This window comes from Novilysobacter longmucuonensis, from assembly GCF_046600735.1.
GTDB lineage: Bacteria > Pseudomonadota > Gammaproteobacteria > Xanthomonadales > Xanthomonadaceae > Novilysobacter_A > Novilysobacter_A longmucuonensis.
On sequence record NZ_JBJMAW010000007.1, the window covers coordinates 29502 to 49719 of the forward strand.

19 protein-coding genes and 1 tRNA gene are annotated in these 20218 nt (G+C 67.9%); 7 read left to right on the forward strand and 13 right to left on the reverse strand.

From position 1 onward, the window contains the following. Window positions 1-38 precede the first annotated feature (38 nt). From ACJQWM_RS08570 to parC, 5 genes are all read right to left on the reverse strand, one after another. A complete protein-coding gene (locus ACJQWM_RS08570) occupies window positions 39-2471 on the reverse strand; it encodes a penicillin acylase family protein (protein ID WP_411306764.1) in 2433 nt (810 codons plus the stop codon). A gap of 374 nt (window positions 2472-2845) precedes the next feature. Beyond that, on the reverse strand, window positions 2846-3709 hold the full coding sequence (locus tag ACJQWM_RS08575) for a tetratricopeptide repeat protein (protein WP_332705709.1): 864 nt from the start codon (window positions 3707-3709) through the stop codon (window positions 2846-2848). A 247-nt stretch (window positions 3710-3956) separates the two neighbouring features. After that, window positions 3957-4385, reverse strand: a complete 429-nt coding sequence (locus ACJQWM_RS08580; RefSeq protein ID WP_332705712.1) for a type II toxin-antitoxin system death-on-curing family toxin — start codon at window positions 4383-4385, stop codon at window positions 3957-3959. An 11-nt stretch (window positions 4386-4396) separates the two neighbouring features. Further along, on the reverse strand, window positions 4397-4618 hold the full coding sequence (locus ACJQWM_RS08585) for an AbrB/MazE/SpoVT family DNA-binding domain-containing protein (RefSeq protein WP_332705714.1): 222 nt from the start codon (window positions 4616-4618) through the stop codon (window positions 4397-4399). 236 nt (window positions 4619-4854) lie between these two features. Beyond that, the gene (parC, locus tag ACJQWM_RS08590; RefSeq protein ID WP_332705717.1) at window positions 4855-7098 is read right to left on the reverse strand and encodes a DNA topoisomerase IV subunit A; all 2244 of its coding nucleotides are present in this window, start codon (window positions 7096-7098) and stop codon (window positions 4855-4857) included. A 415-nt stretch (window positions 7099-7513) separates the two neighbouring features. Here parC and ACJQWM_RS08595 point away from each other — a divergent pair, with 415 nt between their 5' ends. Genes ACJQWM_RS08595 through ACJQWM_RS08605 form a run of 3 tightly spaced genes read left to right on the forward strand, consistent with a single transcriptional unit; the run spans window position 7514 to window position 9055 of the window. After that, a complete protein-coding gene (locus tag ACJQWM_RS08595) occupies window positions 7514-8092 on the forward strand; it encodes a sigma-70 family RNA polymerase sigma factor (protein WP_332705720.1) in 579 nt (192 codons plus the stop codon). A 13-nt stretch (window positions 8093-8105) separates the two neighbouring features. Further along, window positions 8106-8891 (forward strand): anti-sigma factor, encoded by a 786-nt coding sequence (locus ACJQWM_RS08600; protein ID WP_332705723.1) that lies wholly within the window; start codon window positions 8106-8108, stop codon window positions 8889-8891. Beyond that, entirely contained in the window at window positions 8888-9055 is a 168-nt protein-coding gene (locus ACJQWM_RS08605; RefSeq protein ID WP_411306765.1) for a hypothetical protein, read from the forward strand. The genes ACJQWM_RS08600 and ACJQWM_RS08605 overlap by 4 nt, the downstream gene beginning before the upstream one ends. A gap of 51 nt (window positions 9056-9106) precedes the next feature. Here the strand turns inward: ACJQWM_RS08605 and ACJQWM_RS08610 are convergent, their stop codons facing one another. Further along, window positions 9107-9919 (reverse strand): DUF4198 domain-containing protein, encoded by an 813-nt coding sequence (locus ACJQWM_RS08610; RefSeq protein ID WP_411306766.1) that lies wholly within the window; start codon window positions 9917-9919, stop codon window positions 9107-9109. Window positions 9920-10176: 257 nt separating this feature from the next. On the opposite strand from ACJQWM_RS08610, the gene ACJQWM_RS08615 reads away from it, so the two are divergent. From ACJQWM_RS08615 to sugE, 4 genes are all read left to right on the forward strand, one after another. Further along, window positions 10177-10263 (forward strand) — tRNA-Leu (locus ACJQWM_RS08615). Window positions 10264-10555: 292 nt separating this feature from the next. Continuing rightward, window positions 10556-12976, forward strand: coding sequence for a ribonuclease R (gene rnr / locus ACJQWM_RS08620; protein WP_332705729.1), 2421 nt, complete (start codon window positions 10556-10558; stop codon window positions 12974-12976). Between the two features lie 215 nt (window positions 12977-13191). Next, on the forward strand, window positions 13192-13944 hold the full coding sequence (gene rlmB, locus ACJQWM_RS08625) for a 23S rRNA (guanosine(2251)-2'-O)-methyltransferase RlmB (RefSeq protein WP_332705732.1): 753 nt from the start codon (window positions 13192-13194) through the stop codon (window positions 13942-13944). Between the two features lie 153 nt (window positions 13945-14097). Next, window positions 14098-14415 (forward strand): quaternary ammonium compound efflux SMR transporter SugE, encoded by a 318-nt coding sequence (gene sugE, locus ACJQWM_RS08630; RefSeq protein WP_332705735.1) that lies wholly within the window; start codon window positions 14098-14100, stop codon window positions 14413-14415. Between the two features lie 121 nt (window positions 14416-14536). Here sugE and rnt read toward each other — a convergent pair whose 3' ends face one another. The 7 genes from rnt to pstA form a co-directional block, all read right to left on the reverse strand. Further along, on the reverse strand, window positions 14537-15187 hold the full coding sequence (gene rnt, locus ACJQWM_RS08635; protein WP_332705738.1) for a ribonuclease T: 651 nt from the start codon (window positions 15185-15187) through the stop codon (window positions 14537-14539). Window positions 15188-15324: 137 nt separating this feature from the next. Then, complete coding sequence (locus ACJQWM_RS08640; protein WP_332705741.1) at window positions 15325-16095, reverse strand: HvfC family RiPP maturation protein; 771 nt, start codon at window positions 16093-16095, stop codon at window positions 15325-15327. Next, on the reverse strand, window positions 16082-16957 hold the full coding sequence (locus ACJQWM_RS08645) for an HvfB family MNIO-type RiPP peptide maturase (protein ID WP_332705744.1): 876 nt from the start codon (window positions 16955-16957) through the stop codon (window positions 16082-16084). Before ACJQWM_RS08645 ends, ACJQWM_RS08640 begins: the two co-directional genes overlap by 14 nt. A 51-nt stretch (window positions 16958-17008) precedes the next feature. Beyond that, the gene (locus tag ACJQWM_RS08650; protein ID WP_332705747.1) at window positions 17009-17458 is read right to left on the reverse strand and encodes an HvfA family oxazolone/thioamide-modified RiPP metallophore; all 450 of its coding nucleotides are present in this window, start codon (window positions 17456-17458) and stop codon (window positions 17009-17011) included. A 265-nt stretch (window positions 17459-17723) separates the two neighbouring features. Then, window positions 17724-18419 carry a phosphate signaling complex protein PhoU gene (phoU, locus tag ACJQWM_RS08655; RefSeq protein WP_332705750.1) on the reverse strand — a complete coding sequence of 232 codons (696 nt, stop codon included), beginning with the start codon at window positions 18417-18419 and terminating at the stop codon, window positions 17724-17726. Window positions 18420-18495: 76 nt separating this feature from the next. Next, window positions 18496-19317: a phosphate ABC transporter ATP-binding protein PstB gene (gene pstB, locus ACJQWM_RS08660; protein ID WP_411306777.1), complete on the reverse strand. Its 822-nt coding sequence runs from the start codon at window positions 19315-19317 to the stop codon at window positions 18496-18498. Window positions 19318-19351: 34 nt separating this feature from the next. Next, window positions 19352-20212 carry a phosphate ABC transporter permease PstA gene (pstA, locus tag ACJQWM_RS08665; protein WP_332705780.1) on the reverse strand — a complete coding sequence of 287 codons (861 nt, stop codon included), beginning with the start codon at window positions 20210-20212 and terminating at the stop codon, window positions 19352-19354. Window positions 20213-20218: the final 6 nt, after the last annotated feature.

A 20218-nucleotide genomic window follows, 5' to 3' on the forward strand; every position in this document is an offset into this window, starting at 1 on the left:
GACGAAATCGCGACTCACCTCGCACCTACAGATGCCTGTCACTTGGCGGGCGTCAACCGCAACTGGTGCCGCGGCTCACCCGGCAGGAACGGCGTTGCGCGCCCGTGCACCCAGTCCTCATGACCCGCGCCCCAGAACGGCGACAGCGGATGCCCGCTCTGGCCGCCGGGCATGTGCGCGATGCCGTCGTCCTCGTGGCCGGGTGCGACCACCATGCGTTGGGATGCGCCGAAGCCGGGCCCCTGCACGCGCGGCATGTGGGTGTCACCGGGTAGCGGGTCGTCCGGCATGCACAACGCCGACTTGGCGAACGCCGGCAGCGCGCCGGCCAGCGGATGGCAGATGTGCGCGGTGTTGCGCTCGCCCCAGGTGCGTTCGGCCAGCGGACCGCGGCCGCCGAGTTCATCATGCAACGCCTGGGCGGCGTCCTCGAACAATGCCTCCCAGGACGCGAACCGGCGTGGCAGCAGGTGCGCCGGCTGTTGAGTCACCAGCGGCCACGCCACGCCCTCCAGTTGCGCCAGCGCCGGCATTTCGAACCCGTCACCCAGCGCCACCTGGGCCGGCGCGGTCAGCCCGTCGGCAATGCGCTCGTGTACGTTCAGGCGCCAGGCCCGCACGAGCCGGTAGCTGGTCGCGTCGACCGCGGCGCGCCCCTGCCAGTCCTGCGCCGCGGCGGCGAGTGCGCGTAACGCCGGGGTCGGCGACGCCTCCGCCTGCGCGTGCAGCAGCATCCACCAGCGCTGCAGGAACAAGGCGCGATCGTCGAGCTGGATCGCCAGCAGGTCGCCCTCGTCGAACAGTCGCTCGGCGAACAATCCATTGCGGATCTGCGCTGCTCGTGCGCCGAGCGCATAGCCGCCATCGCCGATCCGTTCGAGCATCTCGCCGCCGACCACCCGGTTGTTGGCGGTCCACAGCCGGCCCGATGGCGGGTCGACCAGTGCCGGGCTGTCGCTCGTGGTCAGGGACCACGGCTCGCAGGGCGGGTCGACATCGGGCTGCAGCGACGCATGCGCGGGCGGCGCGCGCTCGGCCGGCGCGTGCTCGGGCGGAGTGCCGGCGACGAGCTGCCCCCTCGGGCAGCTTTCCGTGTGTTGCGGCAACGGGCCGAGCAGCCGCCACGCGATCCTGCCATTGCTGTCGCCGATCACCAGGTTCTGGGTCGGGATGCCCGCGCCATCGGCAGCCTGCAGCGCCTGGTCGAGCGAACCGGCGTGCATGAACTCGCTCAAGCCCAGCGTCAGCGAGCTTGGCAGATGGGCCGCCCAGCGCAACGCCAGCGTGCTGCCGTCAGGTTCGCGATGCAGGATCGGGCCCCAGCGTGTCTCCTGGACCGGCAACACGACGTCCTCCGCGCCTGCGACTTCGATGATCTCGCGCGTCGTGGTGATTGCTGGGCAAGCCCGGCCCTGTGCATCGCAAGCGGGCTGGAGCTGCCAATCGAGGAAATCGCCGTAGCTGTTGGTGAAGCCCCACGCCACGTGGCCATTGCTGCCGACCACCACCGCGGGCAGCCCCGGCAGGGTGAAGCCGCTCGCGTCGACGTGCCCGCCGGGCGCGCGCGGGTCGGGATAGCGCAGGCGCGCGCGAAACCAGATGTTCGGCGCACGCAGGCCCAGGTGCATGTCGTCGGCGACGATCGCGCGGCCGTCGCGGGTCAGTGCGCCGGCGACGGCGAAGTTGTTGCTGCCGGTGACCGGCGGGGGCGGCAGCGCGGGCAGATCGGCATCGCGCGGCGCCGGCAGCGTGCGCAGGTCGACCTGCCCGGCGTCCGGCAGCACCGCATCGCCGCGTGCGGCGCCGATCAGCGGCGCATCCCAGCGGCTGCCGTCATGGGTGAGCAGCGCGAACAGCGCCGGCGGCAGGTGCGGCCGCATCCGCCACAGCGCCAGTTCGCGCGCGTTGCGTGCATCCTGCAGGTCGAAGTACATCGCATAGCCGGTCAATGCCGAGTCCGCCAATTGCCACGGCTCCGGCTCGGCGCGCAGCAACAGGTACGGCCAGGGCCGGGTGTCCAGATCGGCCAGGCCGGCGTTGACGCCGTCGACGTACGCCTGCGCCATGGCCCGTTGCTCGCCGAGGATGGTGTCCAGGTGCTCGCTCACCCGCGCCCGCATGCGGTGCACCCGTCGTTTCCGATCGGTTTCCAGCGCGACGGCGCCAAACAGGGCAGCCAGTTCGCCCGCGGCGGTCCGGCGCATGAGGTCCATCTCGAAATAGCGCTCCTGCGCATGCACGTAGCCGAGAGAGCGCATCGCGTCGGCCTGGCTGGCCGCGTCGATGGTGACCACGCCCAGGGCGTCGCGCTCGATGCTCACCGGAGCGGCCAAGCCGCGCACGGCGAGCTCGCCATCCAGCGCCGGCAGGCTGCCGCGCAGCAGCCACCAGGCCGTCGCCGCCACCAGCACAGCACACAGCAGGAGCAGCGCCAGCACGAGCAGAGCGCCACGTTTGAATCGTCGGATCATGGATTCCTCCCCGCCGCGAGCTTAGCCGATGACCGGAGCTGCCCGGTCCGCCGCGAAAGGCCGCGTTCTACCCCGCGATGCTTGTAGGAGCGGCTTCAGCCGCGGCCGGCGCCCATCGAAGATGCCAACCCCCGCAGTGCTTTCGAAGTCGACCAAATATCCACATCCGCGGCAGCGAAAATCGAGCCGCTCAGACGGGCACTCCTTTGCCGAAGCGATCGTTGACCCTCGCGAGGCACTGTTGATGGTGACCGGCCCGGCCGAACGCCGGTCTTCAGCTCCGCGCCTAGCAGGCGGATCCGCGCCTCGGCGACGTACGGTGATCCCGTCACCCGGCCGCTCCAGGGCCGGTCCGAGCTGTGAGCGGCCCGGGTCTATTTGCCGCCGGCAGTCAGCCGCGCGATGTCCTTCCTGACCGCCTCCAGTCCCGGTTCGAGCGCGGCGCTGCGGCGGTAGTCGGCGAGCGCATCCTGGGACTGTCCGCGTTTTTCCAGCAACTGGCCGCGGCGCCAGTACGCGCCTCCAATGGATACGTCGTCGGGCAGTGACTCGTCCATCGCGATCACGCGCTCCAGGGCGGCAATGCCCGCGTCGATGGAATCGCCATTGATGGCTGCGCGGCGGCCGAGCGCGTACAGCAATCTTGCATCGTCGGGCGAGCGGGCCAGCCCGTCCTCGAGCACCGCCGATGCCGCGGTGGTCTGTTCTGTGCGATCGAGCAGCCCGATGAGTGCTCGGCGGTAGCGGGATTCTCCAGGCGCCAGCCGCACTGCGGCGCGCAGTTCGCGCTCCGCTGCAGCGCCTTCCAGCGTAAGGGCGCGAAGATAGTGGCCGCCGGCCGGGCTGCGCTCGGCAAAGCTTGCGATCTCGGCGGCGGCCTTGTCCTTGCCGCCTCCCATGAAGCCGGGCGCCAACGTGTAGAACTGCACGAGCCCCTCGCGGGCGCCCAGGTGGTCCGGGTCCAGCCTCGCCGCTGCCTGGAATGCGTCGCGCGTCTTGATCGCCCAGCCCGGTTTGCGCAGCAGGCTCGCCTCCATGGCCATGCGTCCGTAGGCCTGCCCCGCGTGGTACCAGGCTTCGGCGTCCTTCGGGCGCGCAGCGACGGCGTGCTCGCCTGCGGCGACCGCCGCGTCGACCGCCGGGTCGCGGGCCCATGCTGACGTGCTAAGGACGGCCAGCAGGGCGGCGGCCAGTGCCGCGCGACGGATGGTGTTGCGGGACGAACGCTTGCGGTGCATTTCAGTCTCCATTGAAGTTGCGCCTCCTAGGCCATTCCCGGCGGTCATCAGAGCCTGCCGAAAGTTCTGCGGTAACACAACGGCGCGCGCGGGGTGCCTCGATCCTTCCGGTAGAAGTGACGGCAAGGAGCGAGGGAATGTTGCTGTTGCCTCACTGGTGAGGCAGAAGCAAGTCTCCCCCGGCCCCTCTTTTCCAAAGAGGGGAGCAAAGCCAGAGAGTAGAGATCGCGGACATGGCGCTGCCGCGTCATCGGGGGTAGCGCGCGGGGTTCTCGTGTACTTGGTTGCCCGGATCCTGCCGGAGGTGCCGGCGCAGCCAGTCAGCGAAGTCGGGTTCGGACAGGGAGCCTTCGGCGAGGGCGAGATACTTTGGGTACAGGGCGAGATCGTCGGCCAACAGGATGGCGTGGTTGAGCATGATGAAGGTTTCGCACACCACGGCGGCGGTGCGTTTGTTGCCGTCACTGAAAGGGTGGTTGCGGGCCAACCCGAAGGCAAGGCTGGCCGCCAGGGCGGCAAGATCCGGCAGGGGATCGGCGTAGGCGTGCAGCTGTTGCGGCCGAGCAAGAGCTGAGTCGAGCAAGCCCTCATCGCGCACGCCCGGGATGCCGCCGTGTTCGGAGATCTGGCGGTCGTGAATGGCCAGGACGAGCGGCTTTCCGATCCAGACAATCATTGGCTACCCGCCTACTGCGCGAGCTTGTGCAGCAGGGCGCGTCGCTCGCGCATGACCCGCTCGGCCACCTCCATCTGCGCGGCGAGTTCGGGATCGAACACGGTGAGCTTGATGCCGTCGGGGGTTTCCAGGGCGAATAGTTCGTCGCCCTTTCCAAGGCGCAGACGGGCCAGCAGGTCCTTGGGCAGGATGACGCCGGCCGAGTTGCCGATGGTGGTGATCTTGAGTTTCATGAGCGCGGCTCGGACTTTGTTATAACGAGCGTTATACTTTTCGCCGGGGCCTTACGCAAGCGTGCAGGCGCGCTTGCGTGAATCTGGGTCCATATCTGCGGGGGGCAATGTCAGGACGGCGTAGTCGAGGCGGCGAGAACGGATGCGCGCGATCTGGTGCAAATCTCCCCCGGCCCCCTTTGTTCCAAGAGGGGAGCTCAAGCGAGGCGACCGTCGCGCGCGAGGGCACTCGCGTGTTACTCGATGCTGAGGTCGTCGACCTTTTGCCACCCCCGCGGCAACAACCCACCGCGCGTGGCGCGGCTGCCGACGTAGCCATCCAGGTCCTTCCAGCTCAACGTCATGGTCCTTGCGCCGGACTGCACGCTCAGGCTGCCGCCGGGGGAGACCACCGCCACCGCGATCACCCGCTCGGTGCCGAGCTTGGCCCTGGGGATGTCGATCAGCTTGTTGCCCTTGCCCTTGTCGAGCTCCGGCAGGTCGCTGACCGGGAACGCCAGCAGGTGGCCGGCGCTGGTGGCGACCACCACCCGGTCCTGGCCGACGTCGGTCACCGTTGCCGGCTGGATCACCTTCGCCCCGGCGCTCAGCGACAGCATCGCCTTGCCGGCTTTCTGGCGGCCGGTGAGGTTTTCGAAGCGGGTCACAAAGCCGTAGCCGTGGCTCGACATCAGCACCAGGCGGGTGTCGGACTCGCCGCTGGCGAGGGCCTGGAACGAGGCGCCCGGTGCCGGCGAGAAACGGCCGGTCAGCGGTTCGCCGTTGCCACGCGCCGACGGCAGGCCGTGCACGATGGTCGAATAGGCGCGCCCGGTCGAGTCCAGGAACGCAACCTGCTGGGTGCTGCGCGAACGTACCGCGGCGAGTACGCCGTCGCCTTCGCGGTAACTCAGTGACGCTGCGTCGACTTCATGGCCCTTGGCCGCGCGCACCCAGCCCTTCTGGCTGAGCACCACGGTCATCGGCTCGCTCGGCACGAGCTCGGTCTCCGACAGCGCCTGCGCCGCGCCGCGCGCGACCAGCGGCGAGCGCCGGGCATCGCCGAACTTTTTCGCGTCGGCCAGCAGTTCGTCCTTGACCAGCTTCTTGAGCTTGGCCTTGCTGCCGAGGGTGGCGATGAGCTTGTCGCGCTCGCTGGCGAGCTCGGTCTGCTCGGCGCGGATCTTCATTTCCTCCAGCCGCGCGAGCTGGCGCAGTCGGGTTTCCAGGATGTAGTCGGTCTGCTCCTCGCTGAGCTTGAAGCGCTGCATCAAGACGGGTTTCGGCTCGTCCTCGCTGCGGATGATGCGGATCACCTCATCGAGGTTGAGGAACGCGACCAGCAGGCCTTCCAGCAGGTGCAGCCGGCGCTCGACCTTGTCCAGTCGATGGGTCAGGCGGCGGGTCACGGTGTTGGTGCGGAACAGCAGCCACTCGGCCAGGAACGCCTTGAGCCCCTTGACCTGCGGGCGACCATCCACGCCGATCACGTTGATGTTGACCCGGTAGCTCTTTTCCAGGTCGGTCGTCGCGAACAGGTGGCCCATCAGCTGGTCGATGTCGACCCGGTTGCTGCGCGGGATCAGCACCAGGCGGGTCGGATTGGCGTGGTCGGACTCGTCACGCAGGTCCTCCAGCCACGGCAGCTTCTTGGCGCGCATCTGGCTGGCGATCTGCTCGATGATCTTGCCCGGCGAGGCCTGGTACGGCAGCGCGTGGATGACGATGTTGGTGCCGTCCTTCTCGTACAGGGCGCGCACGCGCACGCTGCCCAGGCCGGTCTCGTACATCTGGATCAGGTCGGCGCGCGGGGTGATGATCTCAGCAAAGGTCGGGTAGTCCGGACCGAGCACGTGCTCGCACAGGTCGCTCGTGGTGGCGTCGGGGTCCTCCAGCAGGCGGATGCAGGCGCTGACGATCTCGTTGAGGTTGTGCGGCGGCACGTCGGTGGCCATGCCGACCGCGATGCCGGTGGTGCCATTGAGCAGCAGGTGCGGCAGGCGCGCCGGCATCCACGAGGGCTCCTCCAGCGTGCCGTCGAAGTTGGGGTCCCAGTCGACCGTGCCGTGGGCAAGTTCGCCCAGCAGCACCTCGGCGATGGGTGTGAGCTTGGATTCGGTGTAGCGCATCGCCGCGAACGATTTGGGGTCGTCGCTGGAGCCGAAGTTGCCCTGGCCCTCGACCAGCGGATAGCGGTACGAGAACGGCTGCGCCATCAGCACCATCGCCTCGTAGCAGGCGCTGTCACCGTGCGGGTGGTACTTGCCGATCACGTCACCGATCGTGCGCGCGGATTTCTTCGGCTTGGCGCCGGCGTTGAGGCCGAGTTCGCTCATCGAGTAGATGATCCGGCGCTGCACCGGCTTCAGGCCGTCGCCGATGAAGGGAAGGGCGCGGTCGAGCACCACGTACATCGAGTAGTCGAGGTAGGCGCGCTCTGCGTACTCGCGCAGGGGGATGGTTTCGAAGCCGTGGAATGCCGGGCGTACGGGATCGGTCATGGGGCGCTGCGTACTCGTGTGAGGCGTGGCGGGATTCTACCGGGTGGCGGGCTTGGCGCTGTTCAGCGCTGCATCGGTTCGGGACGCTCGCGTAGCAGGCTGTTGTCCCTGCCGCCGCGGGGTTGGCGGCTAGGGCCGCGTTCGGTCGTTGCTCCTGCTTGCTGTTGGAGGCGGGCGAACGAGCCTTGCATCGACAACCAAGATGAATTGCAGCTTCGGCCCGATGCGCCTGCGCTGCCGCCAGGCGCATCCGCTGCCACGGGGGCGGCGTATATGGCCATGACAGAATCGTTGAGGGGGCGGCCGATGCGTGTTGCCGCGACAACACAATCCGGTGGGAAGTCAGTGCAACCGCCACACGCGGGGCGCGGTTTGGCTACACTCGGCGCCGACCAGAATTCAATGCGGGGATGGCATGAGCGACGTGGCGACGCAGGCCCTGAGTGCAAGTGGGGACGATGGCCTGGCTGGAGTGCTCGCCTCGGTGGCCAGTGGCGACGCCAAGGCCTTCGAGCAGTTGTACCGGGCGACCTCGGCCAAGCTGTTCGGCGTGTGCCTGCGGGTCATGTCCGACCGCGGGGAGGCCGAGGACGTACTCCAGGAGGTCTACACGACCGTCTGGCGCAAGGCCGACCAGTTCGACGCGACGCGTGCGAGCGCGGTCACGTGGCTGGCGATGATCGCCCGCAACAAGGCCATCGACCGGCTGCGCGCGACCCCCGCGGCGGCGCGCACCGCGCCGATCGAACTGGCCGAGACGGTGGTCGACCCCGGTGCATCGCCGGCCGGGAGCGCCGCGGCGGCGACCGATCGCGAGCGCCTGGGCGCCTGCATGGAGCAGCTCGATACGCGGCGGCGCACGCTGATCCGCACCGCTTTCTTCGATGGAGCGACCTACGAGGAGCTGGCCACGCGGATCGGTTCGCCGCTGGGATCGGTGAAGAGCTGGATCCGCCGCGGCCTGCAGCAACTGCGCGCCTGCCTCGAACAATGACCGGCCTTTGCCCATGAACATCCGCGGACACGATTCCGAACACGACTCCGAGCAGGAGCCACCGAGCGCTGACCTGCACGCCGCCGAGTACGTGCTCGGCGTGCTCGATGCCGACGCGCGCCGCCGCGCACAGGGGCGGATCGAGGCGGAGCCCGCCTTCGCCCGGCTGGTCCACGCCTGGGAGCAGCGCTTTGCGGCGTTGGTCGCCGAGATCGCGCCGGTCACCGCGCCCGCGCATGTCTGGCCGCGGATCCGCACCCGCCTGGGCTGGTCGCCGATCGACGGCGGTCGCGGCGGTTTGCTGCAGACGGTGGGCTTCTGGCGTGGCGCGACGGCCGCGGCGCTGGCGACCGCGGCGGTGCTTGCGATGGTCGCTGTCCTGCGCCCGGTCCCGCTACCGGAACCGCTGCCCCCGCCTACCCCGATCGTCACCGCGCTGGAGCCGGCGCCCCCGCTGGCCGCGGCCCCGGTCACCACGCTCACCGACGACGACGGCAACGCGGCGTACCTGGCCAGCATCGATGTGCGCAACCAACGCGTGCGGGTGATGCCGGTACCGGCTGCGCCCGACAGCGAGGGCCGCGTGCCGGAGCTTTGGCTGATTCCCGAAGGCGAGGCACCGCGTTCGCTTGGCGTGATCGACACCGCGACCGCGCGTGAGATCGAGATTCCGGACGACCTGCACCGTGCGCTTGCGGTCGGGTCGCTGCTGGCGATCACGCTGGAGCCGGCCGGCGGTGCGCCGCAGGGCGTACCGACCGGTCCGATCACGGCCAAGGGTGCGATCGAGCGGATTTGACTCGATCGGATCTGAGTCGAGCGGATCTGAGTCGAGCGGATGTGATCGGCCCCGGTCCCGGACCGGCGGCCGCACCCACCGGCCCTGCAGGTGCGCCCATGGGCGCACCGGTGCAGACCGACCGTAGCCTACGGTTGCCAACCGAACGCGGCGCGCGGCGGTGATCGTGCAGACGGCGCGCGCCCTTAGGCGACGCAGGCGTACCCGAGCGCTGGTCAGTTGGCGGCTGGCAGCCAGTCCTGCTGGATCGCATACGCGGCCCAGTAGCTGCGCCAGTCCGCGCCGCGGCAGCCGGTGCAGGGATGCATGTGCACCATCCGCAGCATCCAGAACCCGGGCTTGTCGTATTCGAACGTCGCGATGCCATCGGCGTCGGTCTGGACCGTGCGCGCGCTACCGTCCGAGGTGAAACTGCCGGTCGGGTGATGCAGCACGGTCAGGGTGGCGTCTGCCAGCGGCTCATCGTGGAAGAGCACCTGCGCGCGGAGCCGTTGGTCGGCCGCGGGCGCCTCGGGCGCATCCAGCAGCACGATCTCCAGCGGCAGGCCGATGACCTCCGAGTGCACCTCGTGCTCACCGGCGTCCGGGCCGGTGACCAGTACCTTGATGTGGCGCGTGTAGCGTTCGCGGTCCTCGCCGGACGCACCGGCGGCCTGCTGCTGTTGCAGGGCCAGCATGTCCTCGAGGTGTTCCTCGCGCAGGTAGTCGGCGAACTGCTCGTGCGGCAACGCAAGCGTCACCGGACGACGGTCGAGCACCACCATCGCCGGCGTCGGCGTATCGCGCGGCAGCGTGTGGAACGGCATCGCGCCTTGGCGGGTGTCCTGGATGATGCTGCGCGTGCCGTCGGGCGTGACCAGCTGCAACGAGGCCGTGCTGCCGGCATCGTAGGCGCGCACCTCTTCGGCGTGGAGGGTGTCGCCCAGCTGCATGCGAACCGCCGGCGGCGCGTTCTCGGCGGCGCGCTCGCCGGCCAGCCAGAAGTCGTGTGCGGCCGCCGGGGCGGCGAACAGGCCCGCCAGGACCACTGCGGAAAGGAGCTGAATGGAGCCGTTCGCGCTGCTCCGGTCACGTGAATTGGCCAATGATGCTCTCCTGTAACAAGGGTGGAATTTTGCCGTGGCGCAACCCCGGAGCTGCGGTCGACCCGGCTCGGCGGCTCGCACTGGGGCGTCGCGCTGATCGTGTTCATACGTATAACACCGGCTCTTTGGAGGCAGTGTTGACAATCCCATCACCGCACCGCAACATACGCGCCCCGCACCGCTGCATGCCGTGCGGGTTTGCCCGGGTGGCGGAATTGGTAGACGCACTAGCTTCAGGTGCTAGCGGGGGCAACTCCGTGGAGGTTCGAGTCCTCTCCCGGGCACCATATTCAACGGACGACCCCCGCGCTGCGGGGGTTTTTCGTTTGTGCCGGCGGTCCTGCATTCCACCTCGGCCGGGTCGATTTCGTGACCGTTGAAGTCGGCGTCGAACAGGATCGCCCTGAGCTGCACGGCGTGGTTTTCTTGCGGCGACTGGGACATGGCTGGTGGGAAGGGCGGGTGCGCCGCCGGTATCGCCGAGGCCGCGGCAGCACGCCGTGAAGGCGCCCCGGACGCCGCCTTTTTTTGCGCCACCACTCCGACGTCGCCTTCATCGTGATGTGCGACCATGACGTGATGACAAGAAAACCACCGAGCGGCGACAAGAATCCCGGCAAACCTGGTGCCGGCAAGCGCAACCAGGCGTCCACCGACCCGCGCAAGGGCGCAGGCAAAAGTGCCGGCAAAGCCGCCGGCAAGCGACCGGGCTGGATGCCGGAGCCGCCGCCGCGCGGGTTCAAACCGGCGTCGCCGGGCCGGGCGCCAGAGCATGATCCCTACGCCGAGCGCGAGGCCGCGCGTTACGAACAGCCGATCGCCAGCCGCGAAATGATCTCGCAGCTGCTGGCCGCGGCCGATGGCCCGATGCCGGCCGAGGCGCTGGCCGGGAAACTGGGGTTGACCGCGCCGGATCGCTTCGACGCACTCAGCGCGCGGCTGCGCGCGATGGTGCGCGATGGTCAGCTGCTGCAGAACCGCAAGGGCGAGTTCGCGCCCGCCGAGCGCATGGACCTGATCGCCGGCAGCGTCATCGCCAATCCGGACGGGTTCGGCTTCCTGCGACCGGAGGCCGGCGGCGATGACCTGTTCCTGCCGCCGTTCGAAATGCGCAAGGCGCTGCATGGCGACCGTGTGCTGGCCAGCGTCACCGGCATGGACCGGCGCGGCCGCCGTGAGGGCGCGATCGTGGAAGTGCTCGAGCGCCGGCTCAACCGCCTGATCGGGCGTTACACCATCGAGGCCGGCATCAGCTACGTGGTGCCCGACGACCGCCGCATCCAGCGCAACGTATTGATCCCGCCGGAGGCTCAGAAAGACGCGCAGCCGGGGCAACTGGTGGTGGTCGAACTGGTGCAGGCGCCGGATCCGCGCCGCCCGCCGATCGGCCGGGTCCTGACGGTGCTCGGCGACAAGCTGACCGCCTCGCTGGCGGTGCAGGCCGCGATCCACGGCCATGAGATCCCGCACGAGTTTTCCCAGGCGGTGCTGGACCAGGCCGCGGCGGTGCCGGTTGAGGTCGATGCAGGCGTTGCCGCGCAACGCGTCGATCTGCGCGCGCTGCCGCTGGTGACGATCGACGGTGAGGACGCCAAGGACTTCGACGACGCCGTGTACTGCGAGACCAACCGCGAAGGTTTCCGGCTGGTAGTCGCGATCGCCGATGTCTCGGCCTACGTCAAGCCCGGCACGCCGCTGGACGAGGAGGCGACCAGACGCGCGACCTCGGTCTACTTCCCCGGCTTCGTGGTGCCGATGCTGCCCGAGACGCTGTCCAACGGCATCTGTTCGCTCAAGCCCAAGGTCGATCGCCTGTGCTTCGTCTGCGACATGCAGATCGACCGCAAGGGCCAGGTCACCGGATCGAAATTCTACGAAGCGGTGATGAACTCGCACGCGCGCCTGACCTACACCCAGGTCTGGAACGCGGTTGGCGAGGGCATCCTGGACGAACTGCACCAGGATGCCGTGGCGCAGATCGGCTCGCTGCTGCCGCACGTGCAGCGGCTGCACCAGCTGTACGCGATCCTGTCGAAGGCGCGCGCCAAGCGTGGCGCGATCGAGTTCGAGACCAGCGAGGTGCGTTTCGTGCTCGGCACCCAGGGCGAGGTGGTGCAGGCCGGCATGCTGCAGCGCAACGACGCGCACAAGCTGATCGAGGAATGCATGATCGCGGCCAACGTCGAGGCGGCGAAGTACCTGATCGACGCCAACGTGCCGGCGCCGTACCGCAACCACGACCGCCCGCCTGAGCAGAAGTACGCTGACCTGCAGGAGTTCCTCAAGGAATTCAAGCTGAAGATGCCGAGCTGGGGCCAGGTGCACCCGCGCGACTTCACCGCGCTGCTCAAGAAGGTCCGTGAACGGCCCGATGCGGCACTGATTGAATCGGTGCTGCTGCGCAGCCAGAGCCTGGCGGTGTACGCGCCCGACAACATCGGCCACTTCGGCCTGGCGCTGGAGGCCTACGCGCACTTCACCTCGCCGATCCGGCGCTATCCCGATCTGCTGGTACACCGCGGGATCAAGCACGCCTTGAGCGGCGAGCGGCCGGAGAAGTTCAGGTATTCGCCGAGCGAGATGGCGGCCTTGTCGCTGCAGAGTTCCGAGCGCTCGCGCCGGGCCGACGAGGCCGCGCGCGAGGTCGACGACCGCTACCGCGCGGCGTGGATGGAGCAGCACGTCGGCGGCCAATTCGAGGGTACGATCAGTGGCGTGACCAGCTTCGGGTTGTTCATCGAGCTCGACGAGTCGAAGGTCAACGGACTGGTGCACGTCACCCAGTTGCCCAACGACTACTACCACTTCGACCCGATCCGCAAGACGCTCACCGGCGAGCGCGCCGGCCGCGAGTTCCGCCTCGGCGACCGCCTCGCCATCATCGTCATGAAGGCCAACGTCGAGGATCGCAAGATCGACTTCCGCCTGGTCGATGACGGCGGCAAGGACGGTGGCGGTGCCCAGCCGCAGCCGCCGCGGCGCAAGAAAACGAAGTACTGAGGACTCCGTAGAGCGGAGCTTGCTCCGCTGCCGCGCCACAGCCGACGATTTCAACGCAGCCGACCGAGGGCAGCCGAGCAAGCTCGGCTCTACGGCTCCGGAGCGGTCGTAGGCTGCTGCATATAAAATTTTGCGCTCTTGGCGCTCTTGGCGCTCTTTGCGCTCTTTGCGTCCTTTGCGGACCAGACAAGCGCTTCTACCCACGGACCCGCTACATGAGTCAGAAACAATGGATCGCCGGCATCAACGCGGTCACCGCAGCGCTCGAACACGACGCCGAGCATGTGCGCGAGGTGCTGATCGAGGCCGGCGCCAAGAACCCGCGCCTGATCGAGATCGAAAGCAGCGCCCGGCGCCGCGATATCGACGTGCGCCGGGTCAACCAGCAGGCGCTCGCCGGCGTGGTCGGCACGCTGCGGCACCAGGGAGTGGTCGCGCGCTACGCCGCGGCGAAGACTTGGGACGAGAACGAACTCGAAGGTCTGGTCGAAGCCGCCGAAGGCCGCGCGTTGATCGTGATCCTCGACGGCGTGCAGGACCCGCACAACCTCGGTGCCTGCCTGCGCAGCGCCGCGGCCGCCGCTGCGACCGCGGTGCTCATCCCCAAGGACAAGTCGGTGCAGGTCAACGCGACCGTGCGCAAGACCTCCGCCGGCGCGGCCGACAGCGTGCCGGTGATTCCGGTGACCAATCTGGCGCGCGCGATGCGCGACCTGCAGCAGCTCGGGGTCTGGCTGTACGGGCTGGCCGGCGACGCCGATACTTCGTTGTATGCGCTGGACCTGCGCGGCAACGTCGGCCTGGTGCTGGGCGGCGAGGGCGCCGGCCTGCGCCGGCTCACGCGCGAGAACTGCGACCAGCTGGTCAAAATCCCAATGCCCGGCAGCGAGAACGTCGAGAGCCTGAACGTCTCGGTCGCCACCGGCGTGACCTTGTTCGAGGCGGTGCGCCAGCGCGTCGCAAGCTGAGAGGTCCTGTTGTAGGAGCGGCTTCAGCCGCGATCCGCCGTCCAGCATTGCGGCGCCGGCGCAATCGGACGAAGCCAAAAAGCAGGAGCTCGCGGCTGAAGCCGCTCCTACAAGTGCAAAGAGAAACGTAGCCACCGGTTTGGAGACATTGCGATGCCCTGGATCATCCTCGTACTGGCCGGACTGTTTGAAATCGGCTGGGCGATCGGCCTCAAGTACACCGACGGTTTCACTCGGCTGTGGCCGACGGTCGGCACGGTTGCGGCGATGGCGGTCAGCCTGGGTCTGCTCGGCATCGCGATGAAATCGCTGCCGGTCGGGACCGCCTACGCGGTCTGGGTCGGGGTCGGTGCGGTCGGCACCGTGATCCTTGGAATCGTGCTGTTCGACGAGCCGATGAACGCGTTGCGCATCGGCAGCGTGGCGCTGATCGTGGCCGGCCTGATCGGCCTGAAACTCGCCACGCCGTAGCGGTTCTTGCTGTAGGAGCGCCCCATGGGCGCGATGGCAAACTGGACAAGCGTACCTGTCCGATTCCGGTTAGCGCCCATGGGGCGCTCCTACAAGGGCAGACGCGTAGGGGAGGGCCGTCCTACGGCCGCGTGGGCAGCGGCGTCGGCCAGGCGTTGACGATCTTGCAGAACAGTTCCGCGGTGCGCTCGGCGTCGTACACGGCCGAATGCGCCTCGTCGGCATTCCAGGCGAAGCCGGCAGCGGTGACTGCGCGCGCCAGCACGGTCTGGCCATAGGCGACGCCAGCCAAGGTCACCGTATCGAACACGCTGAAGGGGTGGAACGGATTGCGCTTGTGGCCGCAGCGCGCGACCGCGGCGTTGAGGAAGTTCAAATCGAAATGCGCGTTGTGGCCGACCAGGATCGCGCGCTGGCACCCGTGTTTCTTGCAGGCGGCGCGGACCGGGGCGAACACATGGTCGAGCGCGGGCCGTTCGGCCTTGGCCAGGCGGAAGGGGTGGTCGATGATGATGCCGGTGACTTCCAGCGATTTCGGGTCGATGTCGGTGCCGGGGGCCGGCGTGACATGTGCATGCGCGGTTTCGCCCGCGACCAGCAGCCCATTCTCGTCCAGATCCAGCGGAATGGCGGCGATCTCGAGCAGGGCGTGGCGGTTCCAGTCGAAGCCGCCGGTTTCGACATCGACCACGACCGGCAGGTAGCCACGAAAGCGCGTCGCCAGGGTCGGAGGCGCAACGCCGCTGGTGGATGTCGTGGAAGCGACAGCCACGGGTGGGGCATCGGTGCCCGTGGGATCGGTACTCTGCATCGCGAAAGCCTAGCAGAGACCGCACATTCGGCAGATCAGGAAGCCATTCGCAGGCTGGGCTGACAAGCCCAGCGCTTGGCCTCAGGTGTCAGCCCAGCTTACTTTCGCGCGGTGCCGAGGACGACGCCGCTGGCGCGCATCTGTCGCAGCAGCGCATGACCCTGCGCGATGAAATCCGCAACCTCCCCGGTGCCGGCCTCCTGCGCTAGTGCCTGCAGATGCTCCCGACCGCTGAGCTCGGGTACTTCGCCGAGCCGCTGCAGCAGCCGGTATGCGAGCGGACTAAGATCGGAGAAGCGGACGCTGCCATCGGATTCGCGGCGCAACAGCAACAGCGTCGGCGTGTCCGGTGGCGCGGCCGGCTGGTGGTCCGGACCGAGCCGGTGCACTGGCCAGCGGTAGGCCAGTGGCCAGGCCAGCGGCGAGACCAGCGGCGCGGCTTCCAGCAGATCACCGCTCGGGTCGAAAGCGGTGTCGGCAGCGGTCGCCTCGGATATCTGCAGCGCCAGCTCGACCCACTCGTAATGCGCCAACTCGTACAGGAAGGGCGGGTCGGTCGCATCCATGCGCGTTTCTAGGTAGCGCAGAAATTCGCGCGCGATTTCCGGGAACAACGGGGTCTGGCAGCGATGGTCGCGGTAGAAATCGCGCACCAGGATCCGCCACCGGGTATCACCGAGCAGTCTGCGGATCACCGGGAAATTGCCCGCGAGCAGGCTTTCGATGTTGTTGAACAGCAGCTCGCGGTAGACCGAAAGGCGCCGGTCCTCGATCCCGCCCGGCGCCGGGTGGTGGTCGGGGTCGCGCAGGTGGCGGGTCAATGCAAGCTGCTGTTGGCGCAGCGTGGCCGGAGGATCAGGCGCTGGCATGGCGTGGAACAGAACCGGTCGCGTTGTCGCGCAGCAGGCGGCGCACGGTGCCGAGTTCACCGAGCAACTCTGCGTACGGCGGGAAGTTGAAGTCGCGCTCGAGCACGGTCGGGCGCGGGCCGAAATGCCGGTACGCGGCGGCCAGCAGCGCCCACACCGCATCTTTCACCGGCGCACCGTGGGTATCGACCTTGAGATCGTCGGCTTCGTCGAAATGCCCGGCCACGTGGATGCAGGCAACGCGCTCGCCCGGTAGCGCGGCCAGGAATTCCTGCGCGTCATAACGATGATTCACCGCGTTGACGTAGATGTTGTTGACGTCCAGCAGCAGGTCGCAGTCGGCCTCGGCCAGTACCGCGTTGATGAAGTCGATCTCGCTCATCGCTTGCGCATCCGCTCCGAGCGGGTGCGCGGCGTAGTAGGAGACATTCTCGACCGCGATACGGCGACCGAGCAGGTCCTGTGTCTGGCCGATGCGGGCCGCCACATGGCGCACCGCCTCCTCGGTGAACGGGATCGGCAGCAGGTCGTAGAGCTGGCCGTCGTCGCTGCAGTAGCTCAGGTGCTCGCTGTACAGGGCCACGCGGTGCCGGTCGAGGAACCGGCGCACGCGCGCGAGGAAGGTTTGGTCCAGTGGGGCGAAGCCGCCGAGCGACAGCGACAGGCCGTGGCAGGTCAGCGGGTGGCGCGCGGACAGCGCTTCCAGCGCCTCTCCGTAGCGACCGCCGATGCCGATCCAGTTTTCCGGTGCGCATTCGAGGAAATCGAAATCCTCCGGTCCGGCCGCCTGCAGCGGGCCCAGCAGGGCCCGCCGCAAGCCGAGACCGGCCGCGCCATCTTGGATCCGACGCAGCTCGTTCATTGGTTCAACTCTGGGCGTGGCCCGAGGCCACCAGCTTCAGGCTGGACCAGCTCAGGCCGAACCGCCGCACTTGCCTTCACCGCACTTGCCTTCCATGTTGGCCTTGGCCGCGGCCGGTTCGGTCTTTGCATCGCCACACTTGCCTTCACCGCATTTGCCCTCGTGCGCGGCCTTGAGCTCGTCGGCGCTGATCATGCCGTCGCTGTTGGCGTCGTAGCGGGCGAAGTTGCTGGCGTCGCCGTCGTGGGCGGCCGCAAACTCGGCCTGGGAAATGCTGCCGTCATGATCGCTGTCCATGGAATCGGCGGAGTGGCTGGCGTCACCGCCGCACTTGCCTTCACCGCACTTCCCTTCGGCTGCCTTCTCGGCTGCCTCGGCGTGCTGGGCGCCGAGCATGTAGCCGCCGGTCAGGTCGCTCATCGCGAATGCGGACGACGACAACGCGAGACCACCGATCAGGGCGGCGGCGAGGGCAACGGGCTTGTTGTTGTGCTTTGACATGGTTGGAGTCCTTGGTGGTGGTCGAAAAAACGGCCTAGCGTAAAGCCGCTGTCGTTAGTAAATCGTTTTCCATCGTCGGTGGCGGGCGCAGCACCGCAAGCCGAGCCGCACACCCCCTCCACTACGGCCAAAACCCCGCCGCGGATGCGCCCGGGGTTCCAGAGTCGGGAGTATGCGGGCCACGGCGGTCCAACGGGATCCAAAACGAAAGCGGGCGGGCCGTCATCGGCCCGCCCGTCGTCGAGATCCGCTGGGCAGATGGCCGCTACGGTGCGACGGTATTGCTGTCGTCGCGCTTCTCGCGAGGCGGCAACTGCTCCTCGCCCTTGACCAGGAACCACACGTTCTCGGCGATGTTGGTGGCGTGGTCGCCGATGCGCTCGATGTTCTTGGCCATGAACAGCAGGTGCGTGCACGGGGTGATGCTGCGCGCGTCCTCCATCATGTAGGTCAACAGTTCGCGGAACAGCGCGGTGTAGGCGGTGTCGATCTCGGCATCACGGGCGCGGATGCGCTGCGCGGCTTCCACGTCACTGTCGCGGTAGGCGATCAGCACGTCACGCAATTGCTGCACCGCGAGCGTGCCGATCGCGTGCATGCCGTTGATCTGCGGCAGTGGCGGCGACAGGTTGAGCGCCTTGGAGCGCTTGGCGACGTTGGCGGCGTAATCGCCGATGCGCTCGATGTCGGAGGCGACCCGGATGGCGGCGAGTATCTCGCGCAGGTCGCGCGCCATTGGACCGCGCAGGGCCAGCTTCATGACGTCATGGCTGATCTCCTGCTCCAGCGCATCGATCGCCTCGTCATTGCCGATGATGCGCGCGGCGGCCTTGTCGTCGCGGCGCTGGACCACGTCGAGCGCGGCCTCCAGCTGGGCCGCGGCCATCTCGCCCATGCGCAGGGTTTCGTCGAGCAGGCGCCTGCGCTCGTCGTCGTAGCTTTTCACGATGTGGTCATGCATAGGAGTCAAATGAAAACAGTCATTGGTGAAGGGGGACGGCTTTTCCGGCTCGCCGTTTACGGCTGTTCACGACGCATCAGCCAAACCGACCGGTGATGTATTCCTCGGTCTGCTGCTTGCTCGGGTTGGAGAAGATCGTGCCGGTGTCGCCGTGCTCTATCAGGTCGCCCAGGTACATGAAGGCGGTGTAGTCCGAGACGCGGGCGGCCTGCTGCATGTTGTGGGTCACGATCGCGATCGTGTAGTCGTTCTTCAGGTCGGCGATCAATTGTTCGATGCGGCTGGTGGAGATCGGGTCCAGCGCCGAGGTCGGCTCGTCGAGCAGCAGCACGTCGGGCCTCAGCGCCACCGCGCGGGCGATGCACAGGCGCTGCTGCTGGCCGCCCGACAGGCCCAGCGCGCTCTGCCCGAGCTTGTCCTTAACCTCGTCCCACAGCGCACCCTGGCGCAGCGCGTGCTCGACGCGGTCCTTCATGTCCGACTTGGACAGCTTCTCGTGGTGGCGGATGCCGTAGGCGACGTTCTCGAAGATGGTCATCGGGAACGGCACAGGCTTCTGGAACACCATGCCGACCTTGCTGCGCAGCCGGTTCATCGGGTACTTCGGATCGAGGATGTTGTCGCCGTCGAGCAGGACCTCGCCGCTGGCGGTCATCTTCGGGTAGAGCGCGTAGATGCGGTTGAACACGCGCAGCAGCGTCGACTTGCCGCAGCCGGACGGGCCGATCAGCGCGGTCACGCGCTTTTCCGGCACCTCCAGGTCGATGTTGTTGAGCGCCTTGAACTTGTCGTAGTGGAAATCCAGGCCACGCGCGGCCAGCTTCACCGCGGCGGCGCCCATCGTGGGGCGCTCGGGGGCGGCGAGATTGATGCGATTGCGAGTGGTGGCGTCATTCATGGCCGAGGTCCGGACGTCGGGTACATAGGAAAGGTCAGTCATGGGAGATCCTGTTGCGCAGCACGATCCAGCGCGCCAGCAGGCTGATGACCAATACGAACATGGTGAGGATGAACGCACCCGCCCACGCCAGGCTGTGCCAGTTCTCGTAGGGGCTCATCGCGTACTGGAAGATCACCACCGGCACATTGGCCATCGGCGCGGTGATGTCGGTGGTCCAGTACTGGTTGTTGAGCGCGGTGAACAGAAGCGGTGCGGTCTCGCCGGAGATGCGGGCCAGCGCGAGCAGGATGCCGGTGACGATACCCGGCAATGAGGAGCGGTACAGCACCTGCACGGTGACTTTCCATTGCGGCACACCGAGCGACAGCGCCGCCTCGCGCATCTGGCTGGGCACCAGCCGCAGCATTTCATCGGTGGTGCGCACCACCACCGGCAGCACGATGAACGCCAGCGCGATGCCGCCGGCCAAGGCCGAGAAATGCCCCATCTGCGCCACCACCAGCGTGTAGACGAACAGGCCCAGCACGATCGACGGCGCCGACAGCAGGATGTCGTTGACAAAGCGCACGGTCTCCCCCAGCCAGCTGCGCTGCGAATACTCGGCCAGGAACGTGCCGGCGAGCACGCCGACCGGCGCGCCGATGGCAATGCCGAGCAAGCTCATCACCGCGCTGCCGAAGAACGCATTGAGCAGGCCGCCCGAATCCCCCGGCGGCGGCGTCATCTGGGTGAACAGTTCCAGGTTGAGCGAGCCGATGCCCTTGCTCAGCGTGGTCCACATGATCCACACCAGCCAGAACAGCCCGAACACGGTCGCCAGCACGGCCAGGACCTGCGCGATCAGGTTCTTGGCGCGGCGCACGCCGTACAAGCCCATGTTGTTTGAAAGCATGTTGCC